We start from the raw sequence: 25,800 nt of genomic DNA on the forward strand, positions 1-25,800 counted from the left end.
CGGGCCCGGTCGACTCGACGGTGGACGACAAGGCAGAGCCTGGCGACCCGGAGGCGAAGCCGGTCGGCGCGGAGGCCGGTCCGGCGGGTGAGCCGGCGGCTGGTCGGCGGCGGCGGGTGCCGTTCGCGCACGCCGTCCGGATGCCGCCGCCCCGGCAGCTCGCCGCCGGCGCGGCCCGGGCCACCCGCGCCTGGTCGCGCCGTCCCAGCGGGCGCACGACCCTGCCCGGCCTCTTCCTGCTCGCCCTGGTCGCGGCGACCGCCACGGCCGGCGCGGTGCTGGTGCCCACGGCGGTCCGCAAGCCGCAGCCGGTGGCCGTCGACGCCACCACGAACGCGCCGGTCCAGGGCGTGCCCCAGGCCGGCGTGGTGCCCGGGGCGACCGGCGTGCCGGTGGGCCCCGGCGCGACCGGGCTGCCGGGCACGGTCGGCCCGACCGGCACGGCCGTCCCCGGCGGCACACCGACCGGTCCGGTGGGCCCGCCGCTCCCCGGCCGCCCGGCCGACGCGCTGGCCGGCTGGGCGCAGCAGGTCAGCGCGACCACCCGCATCCCACCGGTCGCCGTGCAGGCGTACGGCTACGCCGAGCTGGTGCTCGCCCAGACCAACCGCAGCTGCCAGTTGAGCTGGACCACGCTGGCCGCGATCGGCTACGTCGAGTCCCGCCACGGGGCGGCCAACAAGGCCACCCTCCGGCCCGACGGGGTCGCCGCACCGGAGATCGTCGGCGCCCCGCTCGACGGGCAGGGCGGCCGCTCCCGGATCCTCGACACCGACCGGGGGCAGCTCGACCACGACCCGGTCTACGACAAGGCGCTCGGCCCCATGCAGTTCATCCCCGGCACCTGGCAGGAGATCGGCGCGGACGCCGACAACGACGGCGTCAAGAACCCGCACGACATCGACGACGCGGCCCTGGCCGCCGGCCGTTACCTGTGCACGGGCGGCCGGAACATGACCATCCCGGGCGACTGGTGGGGCGCCATCCTGTCCTACAACGATGTGCGCCGCTACGCCCAGGATGTCTTCAACAAGGCCGACGAGTACGGACGGCTGAGCGGTACGTGACGTGACCGGTTGCATACATTCGCGGACTGAACCCTTCCCCCGGGCTGCCGTTGACGGCAAGCTAGACGGGTGATGGTGCGCGAGTGGGACCCTCGGACCGCGTCGTCCGCCGAGATCGCGTCGCTCCTGGACACGCTGAACGCGGTGCTGGCGACCGACCTGCCGCAGGATCCGCCCTGGCGGGAGAGTTCCATGCGGGAATACCTCTCCGAGGTGATGCCGGGTGAACGGCGGATCTCCTGGGTCCACCAGGCCGATCCGGCCCCCGACGGCACGCCGGGCGCGATCCTGGGCCACGTGCACGTGCTGCTGCTCGGCGGCATCGGCGTGCTGGAGGTGCTGGTGCACCCGGCGCTGCGGCGCAGCGGGCTCGGCCGTGAGCTGGTGCGGGTGGCCGCCCGCCGGGTCTGGGACGAGGGCTTCCAGTCGATCGGCGTGGAGGTCGTCGGCGACACCCCGGCCGTGGCGTTCTACGAGGCGCTCGGCTTCACCAGGGAATACGTCGAGACCCGCAGCGTGCTCGACCTGGGCGCGGTGGAGTGGCCGGTGCTGGCCGAGATGGCCACCGAGGTGGGCGCCGGCTACCACGTCGAGTTCTGCCCGGGCGGGCCGCCGGACGACCTCATCGAGGCGTACGCGCGGGCCAAGGCCGAGGTGCGCGACGTGGACGACGGCGAGCTGCGGCCCAGCTCCTACGACCCCCAGCGGCTGCGGGACAGCCTCGACACGCTGCACCGGCGGGGCATGAAGCCCTACATCGTGCTGGCCCTGCACGAGCAGACCGGCGAGGTGGCCGGGCTCACCGAGGTGGTGGTGCCGGCGCAGCACCCCACCCGGGCCGACCAGTACGACACGATCGTGGTCCGCGACCACCGGGGCTACGGCATCGACCGCGCGATCAAGGCCCGGATGCTGCTGGAGCTGCGTTCCGCGGAGCCCGAGCTGGCCGAGGTGCAGACCTGGAACGCGCAAGCCAACGAGGCGATGTTGAAGGTCAACGCAGAGCTGGGCTACCGCCCCGACCGGGACTGGTGCGAATACAGCGTGGACGTGGCCGAGCTGGTGCATCGGCTCGACAGCCAGCGCTGACGGATATTCATCAAACGGCTGCCCGGGGGATGGACGGCGGACCGGAACGGCCCTTAACGTGCGTTAGTTCCTGTCCACCCATCGTGGAGGCTCCATGCGCCCGCGCCGCACCTTAGCCGCGCTCGCGACCACCGCCGCCGTCTCCGTCACGGCCATCGGGATCGCACCCCCCGCGGCCAGCGCCGCGCCCACCGACCTGTTCATCTCCGAGTACGTCGAGGGCTCGTCCAACAACAAGGCCGTCGAGCTCTACAACGGCACCGGCGCGCCGATCGACCTGGCCGCCGCCGGCTACCAGCTCCAGCTCTTCTTCAACGGCGCCACCACCTCGACCAACGTGCCGCTGACCGGCACGGTCGCCGCCGGCGACGTCTTCGTCTTCGCCGCCTCGGCGGCCGCGCCGGCGATCCTCGCCCAGGCCGACCAGACCTACGGCGGCTCGCTCTACAACGGCGACGACGCGATCGTGCTGCGCAAGGGCACCACGGTGGTCGACTCGATCGGCCAGGTCGGCGTCGACCCGGGCAGCGAGTGGGGCACCGGGCTCACCAGCACCGCCGACAACACGCTGCGCCGGCTCCCCACGGTGAGCACCGGCGACACCGACCCGTCCAACGCGTTCGACCCGGCCGTGCAGTGGGAGGGCTTCGCCACCGACACCGTCGACGGGCTGGGCAGCCACCGCATCGACGACGGCGGCCCGGTCGACCAGGCACCCACGCTGACCTGCGGCGGCACGCTGATCGTGGAGGCGGGCGCCACGGCGACCCGCCAGGTCACCGCCACCGACGCCGACGACACCGTCACCGACCTCGCGGTCACCACGGTCGACCCGGCGCCGTCGGCCGGCTCGATCAGCCGTACCGCGTTCACGCCGGCCGCCGCGGCCGGCGGCACGGCCACGGCCACGCTGACCGCCACCGGCCTCCCGGCCGGCGCCTACTCGGTCACCGTGACCTCGACGGACGCCGAGGGCGGCACCGCGACCTGCACGCTGACCGTGCAGGCCACCGCCGTGCTGTCGGTGGGCGAGGTGCAGGGCCGCACCGGTGACGACGAGGACGGCCGCGCCGACCGGTCGCCGCTCGCCCCGGCCAGCGGCAACGGCACCAGCTCCCTGCTCTACGACGTCCGCGGCGTCATCACCCAGAAGTCGCTGACCCGCACCTCCGCCGGGGCCGACCAGTGGGGCTTCTACCTGCAGAGCCGCACCGGCACCGAGGACGGCGACGCGCTCACCTCGGACGGCATCTTCGTCTTCATGGGCTCGTTCACCACGCTGATCGGCGGCTACGCCCCGACCGTCGGCGACGAGGTGGTGCTGCGCGGGCGGGTCTCCGAGTACTTCAACCAGACCCAGCTCTCCAGCGCCTCGCTGGTGCGCAAGCTCGACTCGGGGCTGGACGTGGACACCGCCGTACGGGTGACGGACGCCCGGCCGCCGGCCGACGCGGCCGCCGCCGGCCTGTTCTGGGAGCGGCACGAGGGCGAGCGGATGCGGGTCCGTTCCGGCAGCGGGGTCTCCGCCCCGCGGCACATCTTCGCGTCCACCCTGGACTCGGAGATCTACGTGCTCGACCGCGAGGACCCGATCATGAAGCGGTCCGACCCGTACGCCCGCCGGGTGTTCCGGGACGCGCACCCGCTGGACGACATCCCGGGCACGCTCTTCGACAACGGCAACAACCAGCGGATCCTGCTGGGCGCCGGCGGCGTGAAGGCGACCGCCGGGGAGTCGACCGCGCTGCTGCCCGAGGCGCGCACCTACGACACGCTGACCGAGGACGCCTACGGCGCCGTCTCGTACGCGTTCAGCAAGTACAGCGTGCAGCCCGAGCAGCTCACGCTGACCGGCGGCGCGGACCCGGCGGAGAACAACCCGCCGCGGCCGGCCGACCGGGGCAGCGAGGTCGCGGTCGCCACCTACAACGTGGAGAACCTGTACGACTACCGGGACGACCCGTTCGACGGCTGCGACTTCGCCGGCAACCCGGGCTGCACCGGGGTCAACCCGCCGTTCGACTACGTGCCGGCCAGCGAGGCGGCCTACACCGAGAAGCTGGGCGTGCAGGCGCGGCAGATCACCGGCGCCCTGCACAGCCCGGACCTGGTGCTCGTGCAGGAGGCCGAGGACCAGGACATCTGCACGGTGGCCGACGGCAAGCTGGTCTGCGGCGGCACGAACAACGCCGACGGCGCGCCGGACACCGTCCAGGAGTTGGCGCTGGCCATCGCGGCCAACGGCGGCCCCGCCTACGCGGCGGCGTACGACCGCACGGGCGCGGACGCCCGGGGCATCGCCTCGGCGTTCCTCTACCGCACCGACCGGCTGACGCTCGCCCAGGCGAGCGCCACCGACCCGCTGCTGGGCTCGGCGCCGACCGTCCAGTACCGCTCGGCGGCCCTGCCGTCGAACGCCGACGTGCAGAACCCGAAGGGGTTCAACGCCGTGCTGCCGGCCGACGTCGACCGCACGACCGGCGTGGACGGCAGCAACGTCTACACCCGGGCCGTCCAGCTGGCCAGGTTCACCGTGGCGGCGGCGCCCGGCTCGGCGGAGCACTTCACGCTCTGGGCGGCCACCAACCACTTCTCGTCCGGCCCGGACAGCCGGGTCGGGCAGCGGCGGGAGCAGGCCGCGTACGGTGCGGCGCTGGTGCAGGCCGTCGAGGCGGCCGACCCGAACGCACGGGTGATCTACGGCGGTGACCTCAACGTCTTCCCCCGCCCCGACGACCCGATCGCCACGGGGGCGAATCCGACCCCGTCGGACCAGCTCGCCCCGCTGTACCAGGCCGGCCTGCACAACCTCTGGGACGACCTGGTGGCGGACGTGCCGGCGTCGGCGTACTCGTACACCTTCGACGGGCAGGCCCAGACGCTGGACAACCTCTTCGTCAACGGCCCGCTGCACGAGGACCTCGTCCAGGTCCGCACGGCCCACATCAACGCCGACTACCCCACCGACGCCGAGGGCCTGGGTGACCGGGGGGCCAGCGACCACGACCCGCAGGTGGCCCGGTTCCGCTCCCGCGCGTCGCTGCGCGTCTCTGACGCGGCGGTGGTGGAGGGCGACAAGGGAGCCAGCACCATGACGTTCACGGTGACCGTCTCCCGCCCGCTCTCGGCGGCGGCCCTGATCTGCGCCACCACCTACGGCACCACGGCGCAGGCCGGGTCGGACTACGACCCGTACGTGGGCTGTAAGACCCTGGCCGCCGGCCAGACGTCGCTGACCTTCCCGGTGACCGTCCGCGGTGACCGGAAGCGCGAGGCGGACGAGCAGCTCAAGCTGTACGTGGCGGGCGTGCCGGGCCTCCGGCTCGCCGACGTGAGCGGCATCGGCACCATTCGCAACGACGACTGACAGCGGTACCGCGAAGCGGCCCGTCGCCCGGCTCACCAGCTGGGCGGCGGGCCGTTGCGGTAGCCGCACCGCTGCGGGTCGCGCGGCGGCGGCACGCCCCGGTACTTGGCCACCCGTACCTCCCACTGGCTGCGCCGGCGGAGGGCGTCGCGGTGTGCCCGGTCCCGGTAGAAGGTCTCCGGCGGGCGGGCCAGCCCGTAAAGGTCGGCCCACCACTCCCCCGGCTCCGGGTCGGCGATCACGTCCAGGTGGGACGGGTATCGGCGCTCGGCGCCGTCGCGCAGGTCGTCGCGGTCCCGCATCGGACTGAGCACACGGCCGAACTCGTCGACCACGGCGAGACGGAACCCGGCCACGCCGATGATCCGACGCAGCATGGCGATGCTCGGGGTGAGGGTGCCAGCCTCGATCCGGCCGATCGTCGTCGCATGGACCCGGGCAACTCGGGCGAGTTCCCGCTGGCTGACGTCGGCTCGGCGGCGGACCGCCCGAACGATGCCCGGGGCGGGCCACGGGATGTCGAAGGGGTCGGTGAGCATCGTGGGCGGCTCGCCGGCTTCATCGGTCGTGGCCGCCGGCTCGTCGGGGGTGGGTCGGTCGCTCATCCGGCCACACTCTTCGCCCGCCGACGACGCGGCGACCCCGACCGGTCCGCCTGTGGACAACCACGGCGCCTGTGGACAGGCCGCGGCCCCGCCGGCGGTGTGCGTCGTCGCCTGTCGCCGGCTTCGAGACGGTGACCGAGCGTCAAGAAGGCGGGTGTCACTCAACGCGACCATACCTGGCGGCCGGTGAGAGCCCTTCGGGCTGAGGAAAGGCCCAATATGGACAAAGGAGCCCCGTTCCTCGTGGGTAGCCGTACCCCTCCACCCCGCTTTGCCCTGCAGCCACATACGCACCGGACACGCAGGGTTGCCGCTGCGCCGGTGGCTGCAGAGCAAAGCGGGCGTGGGTAGGGGTCTGGGTCGCGGATGTTCGGTACGCAGGGTGACGGTGTGCGTCCGCGTGTCCCGCACCGGTGCATCGAGCCAGCCGGCACGAATGCCGCTACCGCCCGTTCGAAACCCACGACGGCCCGGGAACGAAACAGGTACCCGGCGCGTGTACCGGACATGGGAAGCCAGGCCTCGGCACCGCCCGGTCCGCCGGACGTGCTGCCGCGCGACCGCGACACGTCCCCGCCCCTGCCGTTCGAGCAGTTCTACCGGGACCACGTGGACCGGATCCACCGCGCGCTCGCGCTGGCCGTCGGGGACACCGCGGTCGCCCGGGAGGCGACCGACGAGGCGATGGCCCGGGCGTACGCCCGGTGGGACCGGGTGCGCCGGCTGGACAACCCGGGGGGCTGGGTCTTCCGGGTCGGGCTGAACTGGGCCACCTCCTGGTGGCGGAAGGTGCGCCGGGAACGGCCGCCGGCCGAGGACCGGCATCCCGCGACGGCCGCCCCGGATCCCGCGGGGCTGGCCGCCCGGTCGGCCCTGGAGCGGCTGCCCGCGGGCCAGCGCACCGTGATCGTCTGCCGGGTGCTCCTGGACCTCTCCACCGCCGAGACCGCCGCCGTGCTGGACCTGACCGAGGGCACCGTCCGCAGCCGCCTCTCCCGGGGGCTGGCCGAGCTGCGAACCGTGCTGGCCGAGGAGGAGTGACCATGGACGTCGTACCCGAGGACCTGGCCGAGCTGGTCCACCGCGCCGCCCGCGCGACCGGGCCGCACCCGGCGGACCTGGCGACCATCCGGCGGCGAGCCCGCGCCCGGCGTCGGAGCCGAAGCGTGACCGGCGTGGCCGGCCTGGCGGCGCTGATCGCCCTCACCGGCGGCGCCGTGCCGCTGCTCGTTCGCGAGCACCGGCCCGCCGCACCGGTGGCCGCGCCGTCGACGTCTCCGACCGCTCCCGACTCGCCGCCGCCGACCCCCGCGCCGGCCCAGCGCCTGATGCTGAGTGGTGAGGGCGGCACGGTGCGACCGCACCGGGCCGGCCCGGAGATCGGTCTGGTCGGCGGCATCGCGGACGAGCTGCGCAGCGACGGCTCGATGGTCCGGCACCGGGTGCCCGCCGGTTGGCAGGAGAGCGCCGCGCTGTCCGACGGACGGCTGGTCGGCCTCAAGCTCACCGACCTCATGCCCGGTACGCGGCGGAGCGACGGCCCGGACGTGTCGGGCCTCTCGATCCGGCTCCTGGTGCTGGGCGCGGACGATCGGGTCGACATCAGCCGGGAGGTCCGGGTCAAGGGGCAGGGCCTGAAGCTGGCCGGCGCCGACGTGCGGTACGCCTACCTGGTCCGAGGCGGTGTGGGCCTGGTGGCCCACGAGCTGACCACCGGCCGGGAGAGGACACTGATCCCCGTTGCGGGCAGCGCCGGCGACGAGCTGCCGTTCCGTGACGCGGCGCTGGCGGCGGGCCTGGTGGTGTCGGTCACCGGCCCGGCCGACATGACCCGCTGCCAGCTCGACGTGCGCCGGCTGACCGGTGGAAACCGGCTGTCCCGCCTCACCGTGGACGGCGAGTGCGCGCCGTCGATCCGGCTCTCTCCGGACGGCACGATGGTCGCGGTCCCCTACCGCCGACCGGTCGGGCGGAACCTGGAATACCGGCTGGCGATTCTGGACACCGCCACCGGGCACCGCCGCGCCGACCAGCCGCTCGCGACGGCCGGCGCGACCTACGGCCTGATGGACGGCGGGACATGGGGTGCCGCCTGGGTCGACGGCACCACCGTCCGCGTGGTGTGGGCGCAGCTACCGGACCCGCCCCGGAAGGTCTATTCCGTCGCGGAGCTGGCCCGGGTGCTGACCGTCAGGGTTCAGTAGCGCTGGCGGAGCAGCTGGGCGGCCTCGACGGCCCAGTAGGTGAGGATGATCTGCGCGCCCGCCCGGCGGATCGAGGTGAGCGTCTCCAGGATGGTCCGCTCGCGGTCGATCCACCCGTTCGCGGCGGCCGCCTCGACCATCGCGTACTCGCCGGAGACCTGGTAGGCGGCGACCGGGACGTCGACCGCGGCCCGGACGGCCGCCACCACGTCGAGGTAGGGCAGGGCCGGCTTGACCATCACCATGTCGGCGCCCTCGGCGACGTCCAGCTCGACCTCGCGCAGCGACTCCCGCAGGTTCGCCGGGTCCTGCTGGTAGGTGCGCCGGTCCCCGTCGAGCGCCGACTCGACGGCGTCGCGGAACGGGCCGTAGAAGGCGGAGGCATACTTGACGGCGTACGCGAGCACCGACACGTCCTGGTGCCCGGCGGCGTCCAGGGCCCGGCGGACCACGCCGACCTGGCCGTCCATCATCCCGGACGGCCCGACCACGTGGACCCCGGCGTCGGCCTGGGCGACCGCCATCCGGGCGTACTCGGTGAGTGTGGCGTCGTTGTCCACGGCGCCGTCGGGGGTGAGCAGGCCGCAGTGCCCGTGCGAGGTGAACTCGTCCAGGCAGAGGTCGCTCATCACCACGGTGGCGTCACCGACCTCGGCGATCACGTCCCGGATGGCCACGTTGAGGATGCCGTCCGGATCGATGCCGCCCGAGCCGGTCTCGTCCCGTGTCGCCGGCACCCCGAAGAGCATGATTCCGCCGACCCCGGCCTGGACCGCCTCGACGGCGGCCTTGCGCAGCGAGTCCCGGGAGTGCTGGAGCACCCCCGGGAGCGACGCCACGGCACGCGGCTCGGTCAGCCCCTCCTTGACGAACATCGGCACGACCAGCTCGGCCGGGTCGACGCGGGTCTCGGAGACCAGCCGCCGCACGGCCGCGTTGCGGCGCAGCCGGCGGGGCCGGATCTCGGGGTATGACATGAGGGACCTCCTGTCAGCGGAACCTCAGGGCGGTCGGGCCCTGCACCTTCGAGCCGCGGCGCTGCTTGGCCGGCATGGCGGCGAGCTTCTCGCGCAGCTCGACGGCGTAGGCGGCGAGCGCCTCCACCAGGTCGGGCACCGAGGCGTGCGGCGGCTGCACGTCGACCCGCAGGCCGAACTCCGTCGCGGTCTCCGCCGTCTTGGGCCCGATAACGGCAACAACCGTACGCGCGTGCGGCTTCCCGGCGATGCCGACCAGGTTCCGGACGGTCGAGGACGAGGTGAAGAGCACCGCGTCGAACCCGCCCGACTTGATCGCGTCGCGGATCTCGGCGGGCGGCGGCGCGGCCCGCACGGTCCGGTACGCGGTCACGTCGTCGACCTCCCAGCCCCGCTCGGTGAGCCCGGCGGCCAGGGTCTCGGTGGCGATGTCGGCGCGCGGCAGCAGCACCCGGCCGACCGGGTCGAGGATCTCGTCGTGCGGCGAGAACTCGGCCAGCAGGCCCTCGGAGGACTGCTCCCCGGAGGGGATCAGCTCCGGCTGGATGCCGAAGGCGCGGACCGCCTCGGCGGTGGCCTCGCCGATGCAGGCGATCTTGACGCCGCCGAAGTGGCGGGCGTCCAGGCCGTGCTCGGCGAACTTCTCCCAGACCGCGCGGACCGCGTTCACCGAGGTGAAGATCACCCAGGCGTACCGGCCGTCGACCAGGCCCTTGACGGCCCGCTCCATCTGGGCCGGGGTGCGCGGCGGCTCGACCGCGATGGTCGGCACCTCGCACGGGATCGCCCCGTACGCGCGCAGCCGCGCGCTCATGGCGCCGGCCTGCTCCTTGGTGCGGGGGACGAGCACCTTCCAGCCGTACAGCGGCCGGTTCTCCCACCAGCTCAGCTTGTCCCGCTCGGTGACGCCCGCGCCGACGGTGAGCACGACCCGGCCGGTGAAGCCGAGCGCCGCCGCGACGAAGGAGTCGACGGTCGACGTGGTGGTGTACTGCGTCTCTCCGGTGCCGTCACCGGTCACCGCGACGGCGGTGGTGCCCTCCACCCCGGCGGCCAGCAGGCCGTCCCGGATGGCGGCCAGGTCACCGGCGTCCACGGCGACGGCCAGGGAGCCCCGGGCCACGGCGGCGGCCAGCGCGTCGAAGTCCAGCGTGGTGACGTCCTCGACGTCGGCGGCGGTGCGCACGCCGGCCAGCGGCACACCGGCGTAGGTGGCCACACCCTCGGCCTGGCCGACGCCCGGCACCACCTCGAAGTGCGCGGCGGTGCGCGCCACCGCCTGCACCTCCTTGACCACCGAGTCGTGGCCGAACGGGTCACCGGCGACCAGGTGCACGGCGTTCTGGCCGGACCGGGCCGCGGAGATCAGCACCTTCGCCACGTCCCCCGGCACACCCTCGGCGGGGCTGAACTCGGCATCGGGCCTGGCCTGGGCGCGGACGTGCTCCAGCAGCGACTCGGGGACTCCCCGGTCGTACACCACCTGGTCGGCGTCGACCAGGGCGTCCAGCGCCCGGCGGGTCAGCAGGCCCGGGTCGCCGGGACCGGCCCCGACGAACGCGATCCGGCCTACGGGCTTACGGGTGCGGGTCATTCTGTGCTCCCAAATTGCTGGGTCCCCGGGCCGGTGTGTCCTTCTTGGCCGAGGATCGAGTCGGCGCCGAGTTCGAGGAGTTCGGCGGCGAGTGCCTTGCCGATCTCCGCCGCGTCGGCGGGCGTTCCGGTGCGGGACAGCCGGAGATCACGGGTGCCGTCCGGGCTGATCACCGCCCCGCGCAGGTAGATCTCCTCACCGGCGTCACCCTCGGCGAGTTCGCCGTAGGCGGCGACGGGTGCGCTGCACCCGGCCTCCAGGGTGGCCAGCAGTGCCCGCTCCGCGACGACCGCGGCACGGGACGGTGCGTGGTCGAGCATGCCGAGCAGCTCGACCAGGTCCTGATCGTCGATCCGGCACTCCACGGCCAGCGCGCCCTGGGCGGGCGCGGGCAGCATGAGCATCGGGTCGAGCGTCTCGGTGATCACGTCGGCGCGGCCGAGCCGGGTGAGCCCGGCCCGGGCCAGCACGACGGCGTCGAGGTCGGCGTCCGGGCCGAGCACCCGGCCGAGCCGGGTGTCGACGTTGCCCCGGATCGGGGTGACCTCCAGTTGCAGGCCGAGGGCGTGCAACTGGGCCATGCGGCGCAGCGCGCCGGTGCCGACCCGCGCGCCGGGCGGCAGCTCGGCGAGGGTGCGGCCGTCCCGGGCGATCAACGCGTCCCGCGGGTCCTGCCGGGGCGGCACGGCGGCGATGTGCAGGCCGGGCGCCGCCGCGGTGGGCAGGTCCTTGTACGAGTGGACGGCGAAGTCGATCTCCCGGGCGGTCAGCGCGTCCCGCAGCGCGGAGACGAAGACGCCGACGCCGAGCCGGTGCACCGGGGCCGTGGAGCGGTCACCGGCGGTCACCACCTGGACCAGTTCGACCGGGCGGCCGGTGGCCGCGGTGAGCGCCTCGGCGACGTGGCCGGACTGGGCCATCGCCAGGGCGCTGCCCCGGGTGCCGAGGCGCAGGGGGGCGGTCATCGCGCACCTCCGGTGGGCGGGGTGGTGTCGGCCGGCATGACGATCTCCGCCTCCACCACGTCGGGGACGGTGTCGACCGGGGAGGTCTGGGGCACCTGAAGGTCGAACAGCTCGCGCAGCAGGGCGGCGTACTGGTCGCCGCCCGGCTCGGCCGCGAGCTGGCGGACCCGGACGGTGGGCTGGTGCAGCAGCCGCTGCACCACCCGGTGCACGGTGCGGGCGACCTCGGCGCGCTGGTCGTCGGTGAGGTCCGGGCGGCGCTGGGCCAGCCGGCGCAGCTCGGCGGTGACCACGTCGTCGGCGCGCCCGCGCAGGGCCGCCACGGTGGGGGCCACGTCGGCGCCGCGCAGCCAGCTCAGGAACGCCTCGACCTCGCCGGCCACGATCCGGGCCACCTCGGCGGCGTCGGCGGTGGCCGGGCCGTCGGCGAGGATCCCCGCCATCCGGTCGATGTCGATCACCTCGACGCCGGGCAGCGCGGCGACGCCCTCCTCGACGTCGCGCGGGACGGCCAGGTCGAGCAGGACCAGCGGGCCGCGGGCGGCGTCCCGGCGGGCCAGCGCCCGGGTCACCACGTCGCGGGTGAGGACCGGCTCGGTGGCCGCGGTGGCGGCCACCACGATGTCCACTGTGCTGAGGGCCTCGACCAGCCCGGTCATCGGCACGGCGGTCGCCCCGTAGGACTCGGCCAGCCGGACGGCCCGCTCGGCGCCCCGGTTGGTGACGGTGAGCGGGCCGGCGCCCAGCCGGGAGAGCGTGGCCACGCCCAGCGAGCCCATCGCCCCGGCGCCGACCACCATGGCGGGCCGGCCGGTCAGGTCGCCGTCGAGCAGGCCGGCGGCCAGGTCGAGGGCGGCGGTGACCACGCTCTGCCCGGCCCGGTCGATGTTGGTCTCGGCGTGCGCGCGCTTGCCCACGCGCAGCGCCTGCTGCATGAGCTCGTGCAGGAGCCGGCCGGCGGAGTCGGCGCCGCTGGCCGAGTGGTAGGCGTCGCGGAGCTGGCCGAGGATCTGCGCCTCGCCGACCACCATCGAGTCCAGCCCGGTGGCCACCCGGAAGACGTGGTCGACGGCGGCGGCGTCGTAGTGCACGTAGAGGTGGGCGGCGAGCGCCGCCGGCGGGGCGCCGGCCTGCTCGGCCAGGACCGCGCAGATGTCACCGAGGCCGCCGTGGAAGCCGGTGACGGCCGCGTACACCTCGACGCGGTTGCAGGTGGAGACCAGGACGGCCTCGGCGACGTACGGCTGGGCGACCAGGCGGTCCAGGGTGCGGGTGAGGTCCGCGGGCGGGACCGCCAGCTGCTCCAGCGTGGCGACCGGGGCGGTGCGGTAGGACGCGCCGACGACGAGCAGTTTCACGTGCCGATCGCCTCCTGGGTGTCGGTGGCCGCGAGCCCGCCGGGGAGCGCGGTCAGCGACGCCTTGCGGTGTTCGTGGAAGGACAGGATCTGCAGCTCGATCGCGAGGTCGACCTTGCGCACGTCGACTCCCTCCGGAACCGAGAGTACGCAGGGTGCGAAGTTGAGGATGCTCGTCACGCCGACCGCGACGAGCTGATCGGCGACCGCCTGCGCGGCCGGCGCCGGGGTGGCGATCACGCCGATCGAGATCGACTCCTCGACGGCGACCCGCGCCAGCTCGTCGACGTGCCGGACGACCAGCCCGTTGATCTCCTCACCGACCCGGGAGGGGTCGGCGTCGAAGAGCGCGGCGATCCGGAAGCCGCGGCTGGCGAAGCCGTCGTAGCCGGCCAGGGCGTGACCGAGGTTACCCACGCCGACCAGCGCGACCGAGCGGCACTGGGTGAGGCCGAGCACCGACTCGATCTGCTCGATCAGCAGCGTGACGTCGTAGCCGACGCCCCGGGTGCCGTACGAGCCGAGGTGGGAGAGGTCCTTGCGGAGCTTCGCCGAGTTGACCCCGGCGGCGTTGGCCAGCCCCTCGCTGGAGACCGTCTCGTGGCCGGTGTCGGCGAGCGCGTGCAGCGCGCGGAGGTATTCCGGAAGCCGCGCGACGGTGGCCTCGGGCAGGTCCGGGAGCGCCGGTACGGCACCGGCGCGGCCGGGCGCGCCTGGGTGACGGTGCTGACTCATGAGACTCCGTGCGGTGCGATCCTCGACCAGCGACGGTGACCGGTCGTTCCGGGACTCCCGCTGGCGACCGATGTTGCCGGCTGTGCTAGCAGGGCGCGTCGGAACTACAGAGTAGGCGCTTGTGAAGAGGTGCACAAATCGCGATCTTGCTAGCTCGCGACGCGCCTCCACCTGCCACTCCATTCCTACAAGATCGATAGACGGAGCTCCCTCGGCACCGCGTGGCGATTATTGCTCAATCCCGACTTCTCTGACCAATCGCGCGCGCCCGGTAGCGCTGTGTCATCGTCGGGGAGAGGCGCGGGTCACTCCGGCAGGTAGGGAGAACCCCACCCCGGAGAGGCCCGCGCACGGGATGGGTCGGGCCGCCCCGGGCCCATAGCCTCAAAACATGACCGCCGTACCGCTGGGCGCCGCGCCCACCCCCACCACACCCGTCCGGGGCCTCGTCCGCCAACTCCTGAGCGACTCCGGCTACGTGCTCTTCAGCCTCCCGCTGGCGCTGGTCGGCTTCGTGCTCGCCGTGGCGGGGATCTCGCTCACCGCCGGGCTGCTGGTCACCACGCTCGGCCTGCCGGTCCTCGCCGGCACCCTGTACGTGGCCCGGGGGCTGGCCGACCTGGAGCGGTTGCGCCTGCCCGCAGTGCTCCGCAAGCCCCGGGTCCGCCCGATCTACCTGGCGCCCCAGCGGGGTTCCGGCTACTGGCGGCGCGTCCTGACCCCGATGCGCGACCCGCAGTCCTGGCTCGACCTGCTGCACGCCTTCGTGCGGCTGGTGGTGACCCTGCCCACCTTCGTGGTGGTGGTGGTCTGGTGGGCGCTGGCCCTGACCGGCACGCTCTACGGCGCGTACGACTGGGCCATCCCGCGCGGCCCCGGCGACCAGGACCTCAGCCAGCTCCTCGGGATGGGCGACGGGACCGGGGCACGGATCGCCCTGAACTCCGCGATCGGGGTGTTCGCCCTGTTCACCCTGCCCCTGGTGGCCCGGGCCTGCGCCAAGATCCAGGGCGGCCTGGCCTACTCGCTGCTGACCGGGGTGGCCGAGATGCGGCAGCGGATCACCACGCTGGAGGAGCAGAAGCGTGCCGCCGTGTCCGCCGAGGCGTCCGCCCTACGCCGGCTGGAGCGGGACATCCACGACGGCCCGCAGCAGCGCCTGGTCCGCCTCGCCATGGACCTCAGCCGGGCCCGCCAGCAGCTCGCCGCCGACCCGGAGGCGGCCCGGCGGACCCTCGACGAGGCGGTCACCCAGACCCGGGACACCCTCGACGAGCTGCGCGCCCTCTCCCGGGGCATCGCCCCGCCGATCCTGGTCGACCGGGGCCTGCCCAGCGCCCTGGCCGCGCTGGCCGCCCGCGCCCTGGTCCCCACCGAACTGGTGGTCGACGACGAGCTGGGCACCGCCGGCGGGCGGCTCGACCCGGCGCTGGAGAGCACCGCCTACTTCGTGGTGGCCGAGGCGTTGACGAACGTCGCGAAGCACAGCCGGGCGGACGCCTGCCGGGTCGAGGTGACCCGGAAGGTCGGCCGGCTGGAGATCACCGTGGCCGACGACGGGATCGGCGGCGCCCACCTGGCCAAGGGGCACGGGCTGAACGGCATCGCCGACCGGGTCCGGGCCGCCGGCGGGACCCTGGAGGTGGCCAGCCCGAGCGGCGGACCGACCCGGATCCACGCGGAACTTCCCCGGTGACAGCCGACGCCCGTGATTCGGCCTCCGGCGGCGCTCCGGACCGGATGAGGGCCGCACTGTGGGTCCTGGACGTGGTAGACACCGGACCCATGCGGGTGGTGATCGCGGACGACGCCGTACTGCTCCGGGAGGGGCTGGTGCGGCTGCTGACCGAGTCGGGACACGAGGTGGTGGCCGCCGTCGGTGACGGGGACGCCCTGGTCGAGGCGGTGGTGGCGCACCGGCCGGACGTCTCGGTGGTGGACGTGCGGATGCCGCCGTCGCACACGGACGAGGGGTTGCGGGCCGCCGTGGAGGCCCGCCGGCGGGTGCCGCGTACGCCGGTGCTGGTGCTCTCCCAGTACGTCGAGGTGTCGTACGCCGACGACCTGCTGGCGACCACGGGCGGCGGGGCCGGCGGGGGCGGGATCGGCTACCTGCTCAAGGACCGGGTGGCCGCGATCGACGAGTTCCTGGACGCGCTGGCCCGGGTGGCCGCCGGCGGCACGGTGCTGGACCCGGAGGTGATCAGCCAGCTCCTGGTGCGGCGCCGCCGCAACGACCCGCTGGCCGAGCTGACCCCCCGCGAACGGGAGGTGCTGGCCCTGATGGCCGAGGGCCGCTCGAACACCGCCATCGCCCGCGCGCTCGTGGTCAGCGACGGCGCCGTCGAGAAGCACGTCCGCAACATCTTCACCAAGCTGGACCTGCCTCCGGACGCCACCAACCACCACCGCCGGGTCCTCGCGGTCCTCACCCACCTCCGCGCCTGAGGCGGGCGGCGCCGGTCAGCACGCCTGGGCGAGGGTGACCGCCTCGGTGAGCGTGTCGGCCACCGGGTGGCCGGAGGTGCGCAGGCGGGCCGGGTCGGACAGGCCGCCGGTGTAGAGGACGCAGCGGGCACCCACGGAGAGGGCGGCGTCGGCGTCGTCGAGGGAGTCGCCGATGAGCACGACGTGCCGGCCGTCGAGGCCCAGCTCGGCGAGGTGCTTCTCCAGCCATTCCGCCTTCGGGCCGCCGCCGATCGCGGCCCGCAGCCCGTCCACCCGGGTGAAGTGCGGGGTCAGCCCGTACGTGTGCACGGTGGGGACCAGCTCGTCGTGGAACCACATGGACAGCAGCGACTGGCTGCCCGGCCAGGCGGCGATCGCGGCGGTCGCGTCGGCGGCCAGCGCGCAGCTCGTCAACCCGGCCCGGTACGCCTCGTGGAAGACCCGGTCGAGCCGGCCGAACGCCTCGTCGTCGATGGCCTGGCCGAGCATCTCCGCGTAGTAGTCGGCGATCGGGCGGCGGAACCGGACGCGGTGCTCGTCGGCGGTGACCGCCGGGCCCCCGGCGCTGGCGAAGGCGACGTTGGTGGCCCGCACCACCAGGTCGAGGTCGTCGAGGAGGGTTCCGTTCCAGTCCCACACCAGGTGGCGGCGCGCAGCGGTCATCGGTGCACTGTAAGGGGCAGGTCAGAGCTGCGGGGTGGTCAGGTCCCGCAGCAGCCGCTCCTCCTCGACCCGCCAGTAGCCGTGCTCCTTGCCGTCGAGCAGCACCACCGGCAGCCGGTCGCCGTAGTCGCGCTCCAGGTCGAGGTCGCCCGTCACGTCCTTCTCGACCCAGCGGTCCCCGGTGACCGCCACCACCCGGTCGAGCGCCGCCTTCGCGTCCTCGCAGAGGTGGCAGCCGGGCCGGGTGATGAGGGTGAGCCGGGCGTCACTGGACATCGGGAACCTCCGTGCGGATCTCGGTCGGCGGCGCGGGCGCGGGCACCCGGTGCGCCGCCGGGCGGAGCTCGGTCTTGCGTACCTTGCCGATCGCCGAGTGGGGCAGGTCGTCGACGAACTCGACGGCGGTCGGGCACTTGAACCGGGCCAGGTTACGCGCGCAGTGCCCGAGCAGTTCCTCCGCCGTCACCGTCGAGCCGGCCGCCCGCACCACGTACGCCCCGACAGTCTCGCCGGTCCGCGGGTGCGGCACCCCCAGGACGGCCGACTCGGCCACACCGGGATGCGCCTGGAGCACCTGCTCCACCTCGTGCGGGTAGACGTTGAAGCCGTTGACGAGGATCAGCTCGCCGAGCCGGTCGACGAGGAACAGGTCGCCGTCGCCGTCGGCGTACGCCACGTCGCCGGTGGGCCACCAGCCGGCCGGGTCCGGGCCGCCCCGCCCGTCGGGCCAGTAGCCGTCGAACAGGTTGGCGCCGCGCACCACGATCTGCCCCGGGTCGGTGCCGGTCGGGTCGTCGGAGAGGTCCAGCTCGTCGTCGTCCTCCTCGACCGTGGGCACCCCGTCGCGCCACAGCTCGGCGCCGTCGGCCCCGATCAGGCGCAGCTCGACGCCGGGCAGCGGGCGGCCGATGGAGCCCGGCTTCGGCTCGCCGCCGACCAGGGTGGAGGTGAGCACTGGGGCGGTCTCGGTGAGCCCGTACCCGACGTGCACCGGGTGCCCGGTCACCTCGGTGAAGCGGCCCCCGACGGCCGGCGGCAGCGGCGCCGCCCCGCACACGGCGACCCGCACCGAGTCCAGCGCCGCGGGCCGGTCACCCGCCGCGTCGGCCCAGGCCAGGAACATCGACGGTACGCCCACCAGCACGCTGACCCGGTGCCGGGCGATCTCGTCGAGCGCCCCGGTCGGGCCCGGCTCGTCGACCAGCACCCCGGTCGCGCCGTGGTGCACGACGGCCCCGAGCCCGGAGTTCAGCCCGTACGCGTGGAACAGCGGCAGGGCGAGCAGCACGGTGTCGTCGGGCCCGACGACCGGCGGGTCGATCCGGTCGACCTGGGCGTGGTTGGCGGCCAGGGCCCGGTGCGACAGCATGGCGCCCTTGGGGCGGCCCTCGGTGCCGGAGGTGTAGAGCAGGACGGCGAGGTCGTCGCCGCCCCGGGCCGGGAACCCGGCCGCCCCGTCACCGTCGGTGACCGGCGGGGTGGTGTGGACGGCGCGGAGCGCGGGCAGGTCGCCGGCGGACACCCGGCCGGCCACCTCGGCCGCGGCGACCAGCACGGCGGCCCCGGAGTCGGTGAGCACGTGCCGCAGCTCCCGGGCGGTGAAGCCGGGGTTGACCGGCACCGCCACGAGGCCGGCCCGGAGCACGGCCAGGTACGTGACCACGAAGTCCGGGGTGTTGCCGAAGGCGATCGCCACCCGGGCGGGCCGGCCGTCCGGGGCGGACGGCGGCGCCTCCGCGGCCAGCGCGCGGGCGGTCGCAGTGACCGAGGTGTCCAGGGCCGACCAGGTCAGCGTCCGGTCGCGCCAGTGCAGCGCGGGACGGTCACCGTGGGCGGCGGCCGCCCGGCGGAGCCGGTCGGCGAGGTTCGGCGCGGAGCTGTCGGCTGCGTCCTGCACGGTGGCTGAGTCTGGCACAGCGGCGTCCCCCCGGCCATGCCCGAACGCCGGGCCGCGCCCCGTGGCGGCGCGCCCGTTCACCGGACACGCCGGACCGGCGTCCCCTGCACGGGACTGTCCACCCCGCCATGCGGGATTCTCGAATGTGGGACGGGTCCTCCACCGGTCGGCGGACGCGGTCCCCCGGGCAGCCGGAACCGGCCCGGCCGGGCCGCCGCCACGACACGCCGAGGATGCAAGAAAGTTGGCTCCGACCAGGACTTTCCACTCCGGACCAGGTGACGGCGCGAAAGTCAACCACACACGACGGACAAGGCGTCCGCCAATTGTGCGACGGGACCGGAAATACTTCCGCTCTGTGTAACGGACTTGCCACGCGCGGGTGACGTTGGCCCTATCATCACTCGGGTCGGCTCACCCCATTTGCCGTGAGTCGACACCCCTCAGCCCGAGGAGGCCCCCGTGCCTGTGAGCGCATTGGACCAGCACCTCAAGCGGACGTGCCGCCCGTCGGCCCGTCCCGAAACCGCCGCGCCCGGCCGGGGCGTACCCGGTCCCGCCGCGACGCCGCGGCGCCCGGTGCGGCCCTGCCCCGCCTGGATCGGGGAGGCGCGGTGACCACCTTCGGTTACGCGGACCGGCCGGCCGGGGTGACCGGCCCCGCCCAGCGAACACCCATGAACGAGCGCCTGGAGCCCGCTCCACGGGCCGCCGCCGACGGAACACGCGGCCTCGCGGTCCGCGGTGAGGGGCGGCGCGTCCGCAACCGCACACACCACAACGAGGCGCCGGCTCGCCCGGCGGTGCCCGGCGGCAACGCGAAACCCGCCGCGGGCCGGCTCGGCGCCCCGTCCCGGCCGACCATGCCGGCCCAGGGCCGGCGTGGCGAGGCCGCGGCGAACAGCGAGCCCTCGGCCGCCGAGACCGCCGTGCTGCCCGCGGTGGCCGCCGGCGACACGGCCGTGCTGCCGGCCGTTCCGGCCGCCGTCGTCCCGGCCACCGGCTTCCCGAGCCGCCCCGACCCGTCCGACCCGGCCACCGAGGTCTGGGCGCTGGTCGAGCGGGCGCAGGCCGGCGAGGCCGAGGCGTTCGGCCTGATCTACGACCGCTACGTCGACACGGTGTTCCGGTTCGTCTACTTCCGGGTCGGCAACCGCCAGCTCGCCGAGGACCTCACCTCGGACACGTTCCTCCGGGCGCTCAAGCGCATCGGCAGCTTCACCTGGCAGGGCCGCGACCTGGGCGCCTGGCTGGTCACCATCGCCCGCAACCTGGTCGCCGACCACTTCAAGTCCGGCCGCTACCGGCTGGAGGTGACCACCGGCGACGTGCTCGACGCCGACCGGGAGGACCGGGGGCCCGAGGGCAGCCCGGAGGCCGCGGTGGTCGAGCACATCACCAACGTCGCCCTGCTCACCGCCGTGAAGCAGCTCAACCCGGAGCAGCAGGAGTGCATCGTGCTCCGCTTCCTCCAGGGCTTCTCCGTGGCCGAGACGGCCCGCGCCATGGGCAAGAACGAGGGCGCCATCAAGGCCCTCCAGTACCGGGCGGTCCGGGCCCTGGCCCGGCTGCTGCCCGACGGCTTCCAGCCCTGACCCGACCCGCTCCAGCCGCCCGGCGACCCACCCGGGCGCGGGCGAACGTACCCTCCGCAGCTCGTGACCGCGATCACTCTTGGTGATTTCGCCACCGACCGGGCCGTAACCGGCGACCGCCGCGAACCGTTTCTCCGGGTGCGACCAGTGGTTGTCCCGGCGTCCCCCGGGCCACCCGGTCCGGCGGGTCAGGTCGGCCGTCCCGGTCGACCCTCGGCCTCACGCTGCCACCGGTCGCTGGTGACGACGACGGCCAACGCGGCCGTGACCAGCGAGAGGGGGTGCCTGCGGTGGACAGCGACCTCTTCTCCCGTCGGCGTGCCGAGCGCTTCGCGCAGCTCCTCGACGAGGCCAACGGCGGCCGGCGGCACCACGTCCGTTCCCGGGCCGACGACGAACTCACCGCGCTCGTCGCGGTGAGCCGGCGACTCACCGCCGACCGGCCCGACGTCGAGGTGGACGCCGAATTCCGCACCGGGCTGCGGGCGATGCTCGTCGCCACCGTCGAGCGCGAGGGCGTCGGCGCCCCGGCGAAAACCGGCACCGCCACCGGCGTTCGCGGCTCGCTGCTGCCGGCCATGACCGGGCGACGGGCCCGGGCCCGGGGCGCGATCCTGGTCGGCGTGGCCGCCGGCGCGATCGCCCTCTCCGGCATCTCCGCCGCCAGCGAGAACGCCCTGCCCGGCGACGCCCTCTACGGCATGAAGCGCTCGACCGAGCGCGCCCAGCTCGCCCTGGCCAGCTCCGACATCAGCCGGGGGCAGCTCTTCCTCGACTTCGCCCGCACCCGGCTCGACGAGGCCGCCACGGTCCGCGACGACCGGCTGGGCTTCAGCGCCGTGCTCGACGACATGGACGCCGACACCCGGCAGGGCGTCCGCCTGCTGACCACGGTGGCCGCGCAGCGCTCCGACCCGGCCGCGCTGGACGCCGTCGACACGTTCCTCGGCGGCCAGCGCCGGGTGGTCAGCGGGCTGCTCGACCGGTCCGACCACGCCGACCGGGACCGCACCCGCCGCTCGCTCGCCCTGCTGGACGCGGCCGGCCAGCGCGCCGACGCGCTCCGCGAGGCGATCGCCTGCGGGCTGCCGGCCCCGGCGGCCAGCGACGCGCTCGGGCCCGCCCCGGCCGCCTGCCCCGGCGACCGCTGACCGCGGCCCGGACAGCCGTCCACGCCACACTTCTCCCGCCGGACACCCGTCCGTCACATCCCGCCGGATAGGCTCGGAAGTGGCGTACGCGGTCGTCGAGGGGAGGTCGTCGTGACCCGGAGCCGGAAGGTGACGGTCAGCACCGACGTCCACGGCCACACCGCCGGCTGGGCGGAGACCCCAGAGGCGCCCCCGGTCACCGCCACGCCCGACCCGACGGCCGCCGCGTTCTTCGACGTGGACAACACGATGATGCAGGGCGCGTCGATCTACTGGTTCGCCCGCGGCCTGGCCGCCCGGAAGTACTTCACCACCGGTGACCTGGCCCGGTTCGCCTGGCAGCAGGCCAAGTTCCGGTTGTTCGCCACCGAGCACGCCGGGGACATGTCGCAGGCCAAGGAGGCCGCGCTCGCCTTCGTCCAGGGCTGGCGGGTGGACGACGTCGAACGCCTCGCCGAGGAGATCTTCGACGAGCTGATGGCCCCGCGCATCTGGGCCGGCACCCGCAAGCTGGCCCAGCGCCACCTCGACGCGGGCGAGCGGGTCTGGCTGGTCAGCGCCGCCCCGGTGGAGATCGGCCGGGTCATCGCCACCCGGCTCGGCCTGACCGGGGCGATCGGCACGGTGGCCGAGGTGGTCGACGGCGCCTACACCGGCCGGCTGGTCGGTGAGCTGATGCACGGGCCGGCCAAGGCCGAGGCGATCACCCAGCTCGCCGCGGTGGAGGGGCTGGAGCTGGGCCGCTGCGCGGCCTACAGCGACTCCGCCAACGACCTGCCGATGCTCTCCACCGTGGGGCGTCCGGTGGCGGTCAACCCGGATCCGGCGCTGCTCCGGCGGGCCCGCGAGCGGGGCTGGGACGTCCGGGACTTCCGCACCGGGCGGCGGGCCGTGAAGATCGCGGTGCCGTCCACGGCCGCCGCGGGGGTGCTCGCCGGCGCGGTCACCGCCGGGCTGGCCCTGCACCGCCGCCGCCAGCGCGTCGACTGACGCCGGGCCCCGGCTCGCGGGTCAGGGGCCGAACGGGTCCGGCCGGCGTTCGAGCAGCCGGTGCAGGGTCTGCTGGATGGTCTCCCGCACCTGGTCGGCGAGGTTGAACACGACCAGTGGGTCGTCGGCCGAGTCGCGCAGGTGCGCGGTGGGGATCGGCGGGCAGAACTCGATCAGCCACTTGCTCGGCAGCGGCACCATGCCCAGCGGCCCCAGCCAGGGGAAGGTCGGCGTCACCGGGAAGTAGGGCAGCTTCAGCAGCCGGGCCAGCGGCTTGATGTCGGCGAGCATCGGATAGATCTCCTCGCCGCCGACGATCGCCACCGGCACGATCGGCGTGCCGGTGCGCAGCGCCGCCGAGACGAAACCGCCCCGCCCGAAGCGCTGGAGCTTGTAGCGGTCGGCGTAGAGCTTGCCGACGCCCTTGAAGCCCTCCGGGAAGACGCCGACCAGCTCGCCGTTGCCGAGCAGCCGTTCCGCGTCCGGGTTGCAGGCCACCGTGCCACCGGTCTTGCGGGCGATCTCGGAGACCACCGGCATCCGGAAGACCAGGTCGGCGCCGAGCAGCCGCAGGTAGCGGCGCTCCGGGTGCCGGTCGTGCAGCGCCGTGGCGAGCACCAGCGCGTCCAGCGCCACCGTGCCGGAGTGGTTGCCGACCACCAGACCGGCCCCCTCGGCGGGCACGTGCTCGACGCCGCTCACCTCGGTGCGGAACCAGTCGCGGTAGAGCAGCCGGACCAGCGGGTGGAACACGGCGTCGGTCAGGTCGGGGTCGAAGCCGAACTCGTCCACCTCGTAGTCGCCGGCCAGCCGCCGCCGCAGGAAGGCGAGCCCCTTGGCGACCTTCCGGTCCCAGTGGTCCCCCGGCCGGTCCGCCACCGCCGGTCCGGGCGGGGTCAGGTCGCCCGCCCCGCGTTCCGCCGGCCCGTCCGCCGGCTTCCCGGCGACGGCCTTCCTGGCGACGGCCTTCTTGGCGACGGCCTTCTTGGCCATGGCCTTCTTCGCGACGGGCTTGTTCGGGACGGCGTCGCCCGTCCTGGGGGCCGGCGCGGGCTCGTCGGCGGAGGTGTCCGGCTCGTCGGAGGCCGCCGGCGCGGCCTTCATCGTCGGCTCGGCGGCGGCCGCCGCGGCCCGCCGGTGCCCGTTGCGCCGCGCCGGCTCCGCGTCCGGTCCGGGCACGGTCAGCGGTACGTCGTAGCGCGCGTCGCCCCGCTCCTCGGCCGCGCTCACGGGCGCTCCCGCACGGCCGCCCGGACCTGCCGGATGCCCTCCAGCACCAACTGCTCGGCCGTGGCGAGCTGGTCGCGGGTCACCACCACCCCGCCGTGGTGCGCGCGGATGAAGTCGTCGAAGGCGGCCGCGGTCGAGCGGGGTGTGAAGCCGTACTCGCGCTCCAGTCTCGTGGTGTCCACCACCCGACCGTGCACGAAGAGGTCGACCTGGTCCAGCCCGTAGCGGCCGAAGCCCATGCTGCGGGCGATCGCGGCCACCCCGGCGAGACCCGGCTCGAGCACCGGCATGGCGACCCGTCCGGCCCGGCGGATGGCCTGGGACAGCGAGAGCACCCCCGGCCCGGCGACGTTGTAGGTGCCGGCGTGGTCCTCGGCGACCGACCGGTGCAGCACCTCCAGGGCGTCGTCGAAGTGGACGAACTGCAGCCGCGGGTCCCGGCCGAAGACGGTGGGCACCACCGGCTGGGCGAAGTATCGGGTGAGCGTCGTGTCGGCCGTTGAGCCGATGAACGGCGCGAAGCGCAGCACGGTCGCGGTGACGTCGGGCCGGCGGCGGCGGAACCCGCGGACGTACCCCTCGATGTCGAGGATGTCGCGGCCGAAACCGCCGCGCGGCACCTCGCGCGGCTCGGTCTCCTCGGTGAAGACGGCCGGGTCCCGGAACGACACCCCGTACGCGGCGGTCGACGAACGGACCACGAGCTTGCGCAGCCGGGGCGCCCGCTGGCAGGCGGCGAGGAGCTGCATGGTGCCGATGACGTTCTGTTCCTTCATGGCCGCCCGGCCGCCCTGTTGCGGGTCGGGGGCGGTGACCAGCGCCAGGTGCACCACGGCGTCGACGTCGAGGTCGACCAGGAGGCCGCCGAGCGAATCGAGGTCGAGGCGGACCCGCTCGACGCCGGACAGCAGGTCGGCCAGCTCGGGATTGGGGCTGGCCGGGTCGACCCCGATGACGCGGTCGATGCGCGGGTCGGCGGCGAGCCGGGCGGCGACGTGCGCGCCGAGGTAGCGGCCGACCCCGGTCACGACAACGACCCCCGGAGCACCTGGGGTGCCACCGGGGGTCATGCCGTGCGCCTTGCCCGGCAGGCGGGATCGAGCCGGGATGTCCGCGGCCTGATCACCTGAGCCTCCGGGGGTCGACAGATGGCAAGTGGTGCCGGGTGCCGGGCGGAAGCCCGGCCCGGGTCACTTGCCGAGACGGCGACGCTGGACGCGGGTCTTGCGCAGCAGCTTGCGGTGCTTCTTCTTAGCCATGCGCTTGCGGCGCTTCTTGACCACCGAGCCCATACGACAGCCTTTCGATGCAACGTGCGGGGCGGACCGGCAGACACCAAGGGGGTGGTGTCGGTGACCGCTTGCGGACAACGGACCGGACCAGCGTGGTGGGCAGGGCACACCAGGATGCGGTCACGGTCGGGGTCCAGGGTAGCCGGAGTGCGTCAGCAGGACCAACGCGGCCCCGTCGATGCCCGTTACGTCGCACTCGCCGGCCTGGCCGGCGACGTGTCAGGCGGTCTCCTGGAAGGCGCCCCGGAGGTATTCGTGCACGGCGTGCTCGGGCACCCGGAACGACCGGCCGACCCGCACGGCGGTCAGCTCACCGCTGTGCACGAGACGGTAGACCGTCATCTTCGACACCCGCATGACCGTCGCCACCTCGGCGACGGTCAGGAACCTGACATCCGACAGTCGAGCGTCGGACTGCGACCCGGCCATGGCTCACCGACCCATTCCCATGCCCGGCGCGTGCCGCCGGACAGGTTGCTCCCGCCACGACGAGCGACGCGCGTGTTACCAGTACGGTAGCGGGACGGCTGTGACCGGCGCGATCCCTTCCTTCCTTTGATCATGGACGGGTCAC

The 25,800-nt window shown here is 74.4% G+C and carries 23 protein-coding genes; 10 read left to right on the top strand and 13 right to left on the bottom strand.

The window, feature by feature from the left end; genetic code table 11:
* The first annotated feature begins 20 nt into the window (after window positions 1–20).
* From F8274_RS03680 to F8274_RS03690, 3 genes are all read left to right on the top strand, one after another.
* Window positions 21–1,067, top strand: coding sequence for a murein transglycosylase (locus F8274_RS03680; RefSeq protein WP_225853596.1), 1,047 nt, complete (start codon window positions 21–23; stop codon window positions 1,065–1,067).
* A 72-nt stretch (window positions 1,068–1,139) separates the two neighbouring features.
* Window positions 1,140–2,156 carry a GNAT family N-acetyltransferase gene (locus F8274_RS03685; RefSeq protein WP_151460916.1) on the top strand — a complete coding sequence of 339 codons (1,017 nt, stop codon included), beginning with the start codon at window positions 1,140–1,142 and terminating at the stop codon, window positions 2,154–2,156.
* A gap of 94 nt (window positions 2,157–2,250) precedes the next feature.
* Complete coding sequence (locus F8274_RS03690; RefSeq protein ID WP_151460845.1) at window positions 2,251–5,523, top strand: lamin tail domain-containing protein; 3,273 nt, start codon at window positions 2,251–2,253, stop codon at window positions 5,521–5,523.
* A gap of 32 nt (window positions 5,524–5,555) precedes the next feature.
* Here the strand turns inward: F8274_RS03690 and F8274_RS03695 are convergent, their stop codons facing one another.
* Window positions 5,556–6,128 (bottom strand): helix-turn-helix transcriptional regulator, encoded by a 573-nt coding sequence (locus tag F8274_RS03695; RefSeq protein ID WP_151460846.1) that lies wholly within the window; start codon window positions 6,126–6,128, stop codon window positions 5,556–5,558.
* A gap of 507 nt (window positions 6,129–6,635) precedes the next feature.
* Between F8274_RS03695 and F8274_RS03700 the strand changes: the two genes are divergently transcribed.
* Both F8274_RS03700 and F8274_RS03705 read left to right on the top strand, forming a co-directional pair.
* A complete protein-coding gene (locus F8274_RS03700) occupies window positions 6,636–7,169 on the top strand; it encodes an RNA polymerase sigma factor (protein WP_151460847.1) in 534 nt (177 codons plus the stop codon).
* A gap of 2 nt (window positions 7,170–7,171) precedes the next feature.
* A complete protein-coding gene (locus F8274_RS03705; RefSeq protein WP_151460848.1) occupies window positions 7,172–8,332 on the top strand; it encodes a hypothetical protein in 1,161 nt (386 codons plus the stop codon).
* Here the strand turns inward: F8274_RS03705 and hemB are convergent.
* From hemB to F8274_RS03730, 5 genes are read right to left on the bottom strand one after another with little or no spacing between them, the layout of a single operon-like run.
* Window positions 8,326–9,309 (bottom strand): porphobilinogen synthase, encoded by a 984-nt coding sequence (gene hemB, locus F8274_RS03710; RefSeq protein ID WP_151460849.1) that lies wholly within the window; start codon window positions 9,307–9,309, stop codon window positions 8,326–8,328. The two genes, F8274_RS03705 and hemB, sit on opposite strands and share 7 nt — an antisense overlap.
* Before the next feature lie 13 nt (window positions 9,310–9,322).
* Window positions 9,323–10,903: a uroporphyrinogen-III synthase gene (locus F8274_RS03715; RefSeq protein WP_151460850.1), complete on the bottom strand. Its 1,581-nt coding sequence runs from the start codon at window positions 10,901–10,903 to the stop codon at window positions 9,323–9,325.
* Complete coding sequence (gene hemC, locus F8274_RS03720) at window positions 10,900–11,868, bottom strand: hydroxymethylbilane synthase (RefSeq protein ID WP_151460851.1); 969 nt, start codon at window positions 11,866–11,868, stop codon at window positions 10,900–10,902. The genes F8274_RS03715 and hemC overlap by 4 nt, the downstream gene beginning before the upstream one ends.
* Window positions 11,865–13,226, bottom strand: coding sequence for a glutamyl-tRNA reductase (locus F8274_RS03725; RefSeq protein WP_151460852.1), 1,362 nt, complete (start codon window positions 13,224–13,226; stop codon window positions 11,865–11,867). Before F8274_RS03725 ends, hemC begins: the two co-directional genes overlap by 4 nt.
* Complete coding sequence (locus tag F8274_RS03730; protein WP_151460853.1) at window positions 13,223–13,960, bottom strand: redox-sensing transcriptional repressor Rex; 738 nt, start codon at window positions 13,958–13,960, stop codon at window positions 13,223–13,225. Before F8274_RS03730 ends, F8274_RS03725 begins: the two co-directional genes overlap by 4 nt.
* A 391-nt stretch (window positions 13,961–14,351) precedes the next feature.
* On the opposite strand from F8274_RS03730, the gene F8274_RS03735 reads away from it, so the two are divergent.
* Both F8274_RS03735 and F8274_RS03740 read left to right on the top strand, forming a co-directional pair.
* Window positions 14,352–15,656 (top strand): sensor histidine kinase, encoded by a 1,305-nt coding sequence (locus tag F8274_RS03735; protein WP_151460854.1) that lies wholly within the window; start codon window positions 14,352–14,354, stop codon window positions 15,654–15,656.
* 89 nt (window positions 15,657–15,745) lie between these two features.
* The gene (locus F8274_RS03740) at window positions 15,746–16,408 is read left to right on the top strand and encodes a response regulator transcription factor (protein ID WP_151460855.1); all 663 of its coding nucleotides are present in this window, start codon (window positions 15,746–15,748) and stop codon (window positions 16,406–16,408) included.
* 15 nt (window positions 16,409–16,423) lie between these two features.
* Here F8274_RS03740 and F8274_RS03745 read toward each other — a convergent pair whose 3' ends face one another.
* The 3 genes from F8274_RS03745 to F8274_RS03755 are packed head-to-tail and all read right to left on the bottom strand — an operon-like array spanning window position 16,424 to window position 18,968.
* On the bottom strand, window positions 16,424–17,071 hold the full coding sequence (locus F8274_RS03745; protein ID WP_151460856.1) for an HAD family hydrolase: 648 nt from the start codon (window positions 17,069–17,071) through the stop codon (window positions 16,424–16,426).
* 21 nt (window positions 17,072–17,092) lie between these two features.
* Window positions 17,093–17,347, bottom strand: coding sequence for a glutaredoxin family protein (locus F8274_RS03750; protein ID WP_151460857.1), 255 nt, complete (start codon window positions 17,345–17,347; stop codon window positions 17,093–17,095).
* Window positions 17,337–18,968 carry an AMP-binding protein gene (locus tag F8274_RS03755; RefSeq protein ID WP_192579693.1) on the bottom strand — a complete coding sequence of 544 codons (1,632 nt, stop codon included), beginning with the start codon at window positions 18,966–18,968 and terminating at the stop codon, window positions 17,337–17,339. Before F8274_RS03755 ends, F8274_RS03750 begins: the two co-directional genes overlap by 11 nt.
* 614 nt (window positions 18,969–19,582) lie before the next feature.
* Between F8274_RS03755 and F8274_RS03760 the strand changes: the two genes are divergently transcribed.
* From F8274_RS03760 to F8274_RS03770, 3 genes are all read left to right on the top strand, one after another.
* Complete coding sequence (locus F8274_RS03760; RefSeq protein WP_151460859.1) at window positions 19,583–20,563, top strand: ECF subfamily RNA polymerase sigma factor, BldN family; 981 nt, start codon at window positions 19,583–19,585, stop codon at window positions 20,561–20,563.
* A gap of 290 nt (window positions 20,564–20,853) precedes the next feature.
* Window positions 20,854–21,714 (top strand): DUF5667 domain-containing protein, encoded by an 861-nt coding sequence (locus F8274_RS03765; RefSeq protein WP_151460860.1) that lies wholly within the window; start codon window positions 20,854–20,856, stop codon window positions 21,712–21,714.
* Window positions 21,715–21,771: 57 nt separating this feature from the next.
* A complete protein-coding gene (locus F8274_RS03770; protein ID WP_192579695.1) occupies window positions 21,772–22,704 on the top strand; it encodes an HAD-IB family hydrolase in 933 nt (310 codons plus the stop codon).
* 21 nt (window positions 22,705–22,725) lie between these two features.
* Here the strand turns inward: F8274_RS03770 and F8274_RS03775 are convergent, their stop codons facing one another.
* The 4 genes from F8274_RS03775 to F8274_RS03790 form a co-directional block, all read right to left on the bottom strand.
* Window positions 22,726–23,808, bottom strand: a complete 1,083-nt coding sequence (locus F8274_RS03775) for a lysophospholipid acyltransferase family protein (RefSeq protein WP_370518191.1) — start codon at window positions 23,806–23,808, stop codon at window positions 22,726–22,728.
* A 122-nt stretch (window positions 23,809–23,930) separates the two neighbouring features.
* On the bottom strand, window positions 23,931–25,004 hold the full coding sequence (locus F8274_RS03780; protein WP_151460862.1) for an NAD-dependent epimerase/dehydratase family protein: 1,074 nt from the start codon (window positions 25,002–25,004) through the stop codon (window positions 23,931–23,933).
* A 120-nt stretch (window positions 25,005–25,124) separates the two neighbouring features.
* Window positions 25,125–25,226 carry a 30S ribosomal protein bS22 gene (locus F8274_RS03785; RefSeq protein ID WP_007465623.1) on the bottom strand — a complete coding sequence of 34 codons (102 nt, stop codon included), beginning with the start codon at window positions 25,224–25,226 and terminating at the stop codon, window positions 25,125–25,127.
* A gap of 219 nt (window positions 25,227–25,445) precedes the next feature.
* On the bottom strand, window positions 25,446–25,655 hold the full coding sequence (locus F8274_RS03790; RefSeq protein ID WP_046564428.1) for a helix-turn-helix domain-containing protein: 210 nt from the start codon (window positions 25,653–25,655) through the stop codon (window positions 25,446–25,448).
* Window positions 25,656–25,800 lie beyond the last annotated feature (145 nt).

Source organism: Micromonospora sp. AMSO31t (assembly GCF_008868175.1).
GTDB lineage: Bacteria > Actinomycetota > Actinomycetes > Mycobacteriales > Micromonosporaceae > Micromonospora.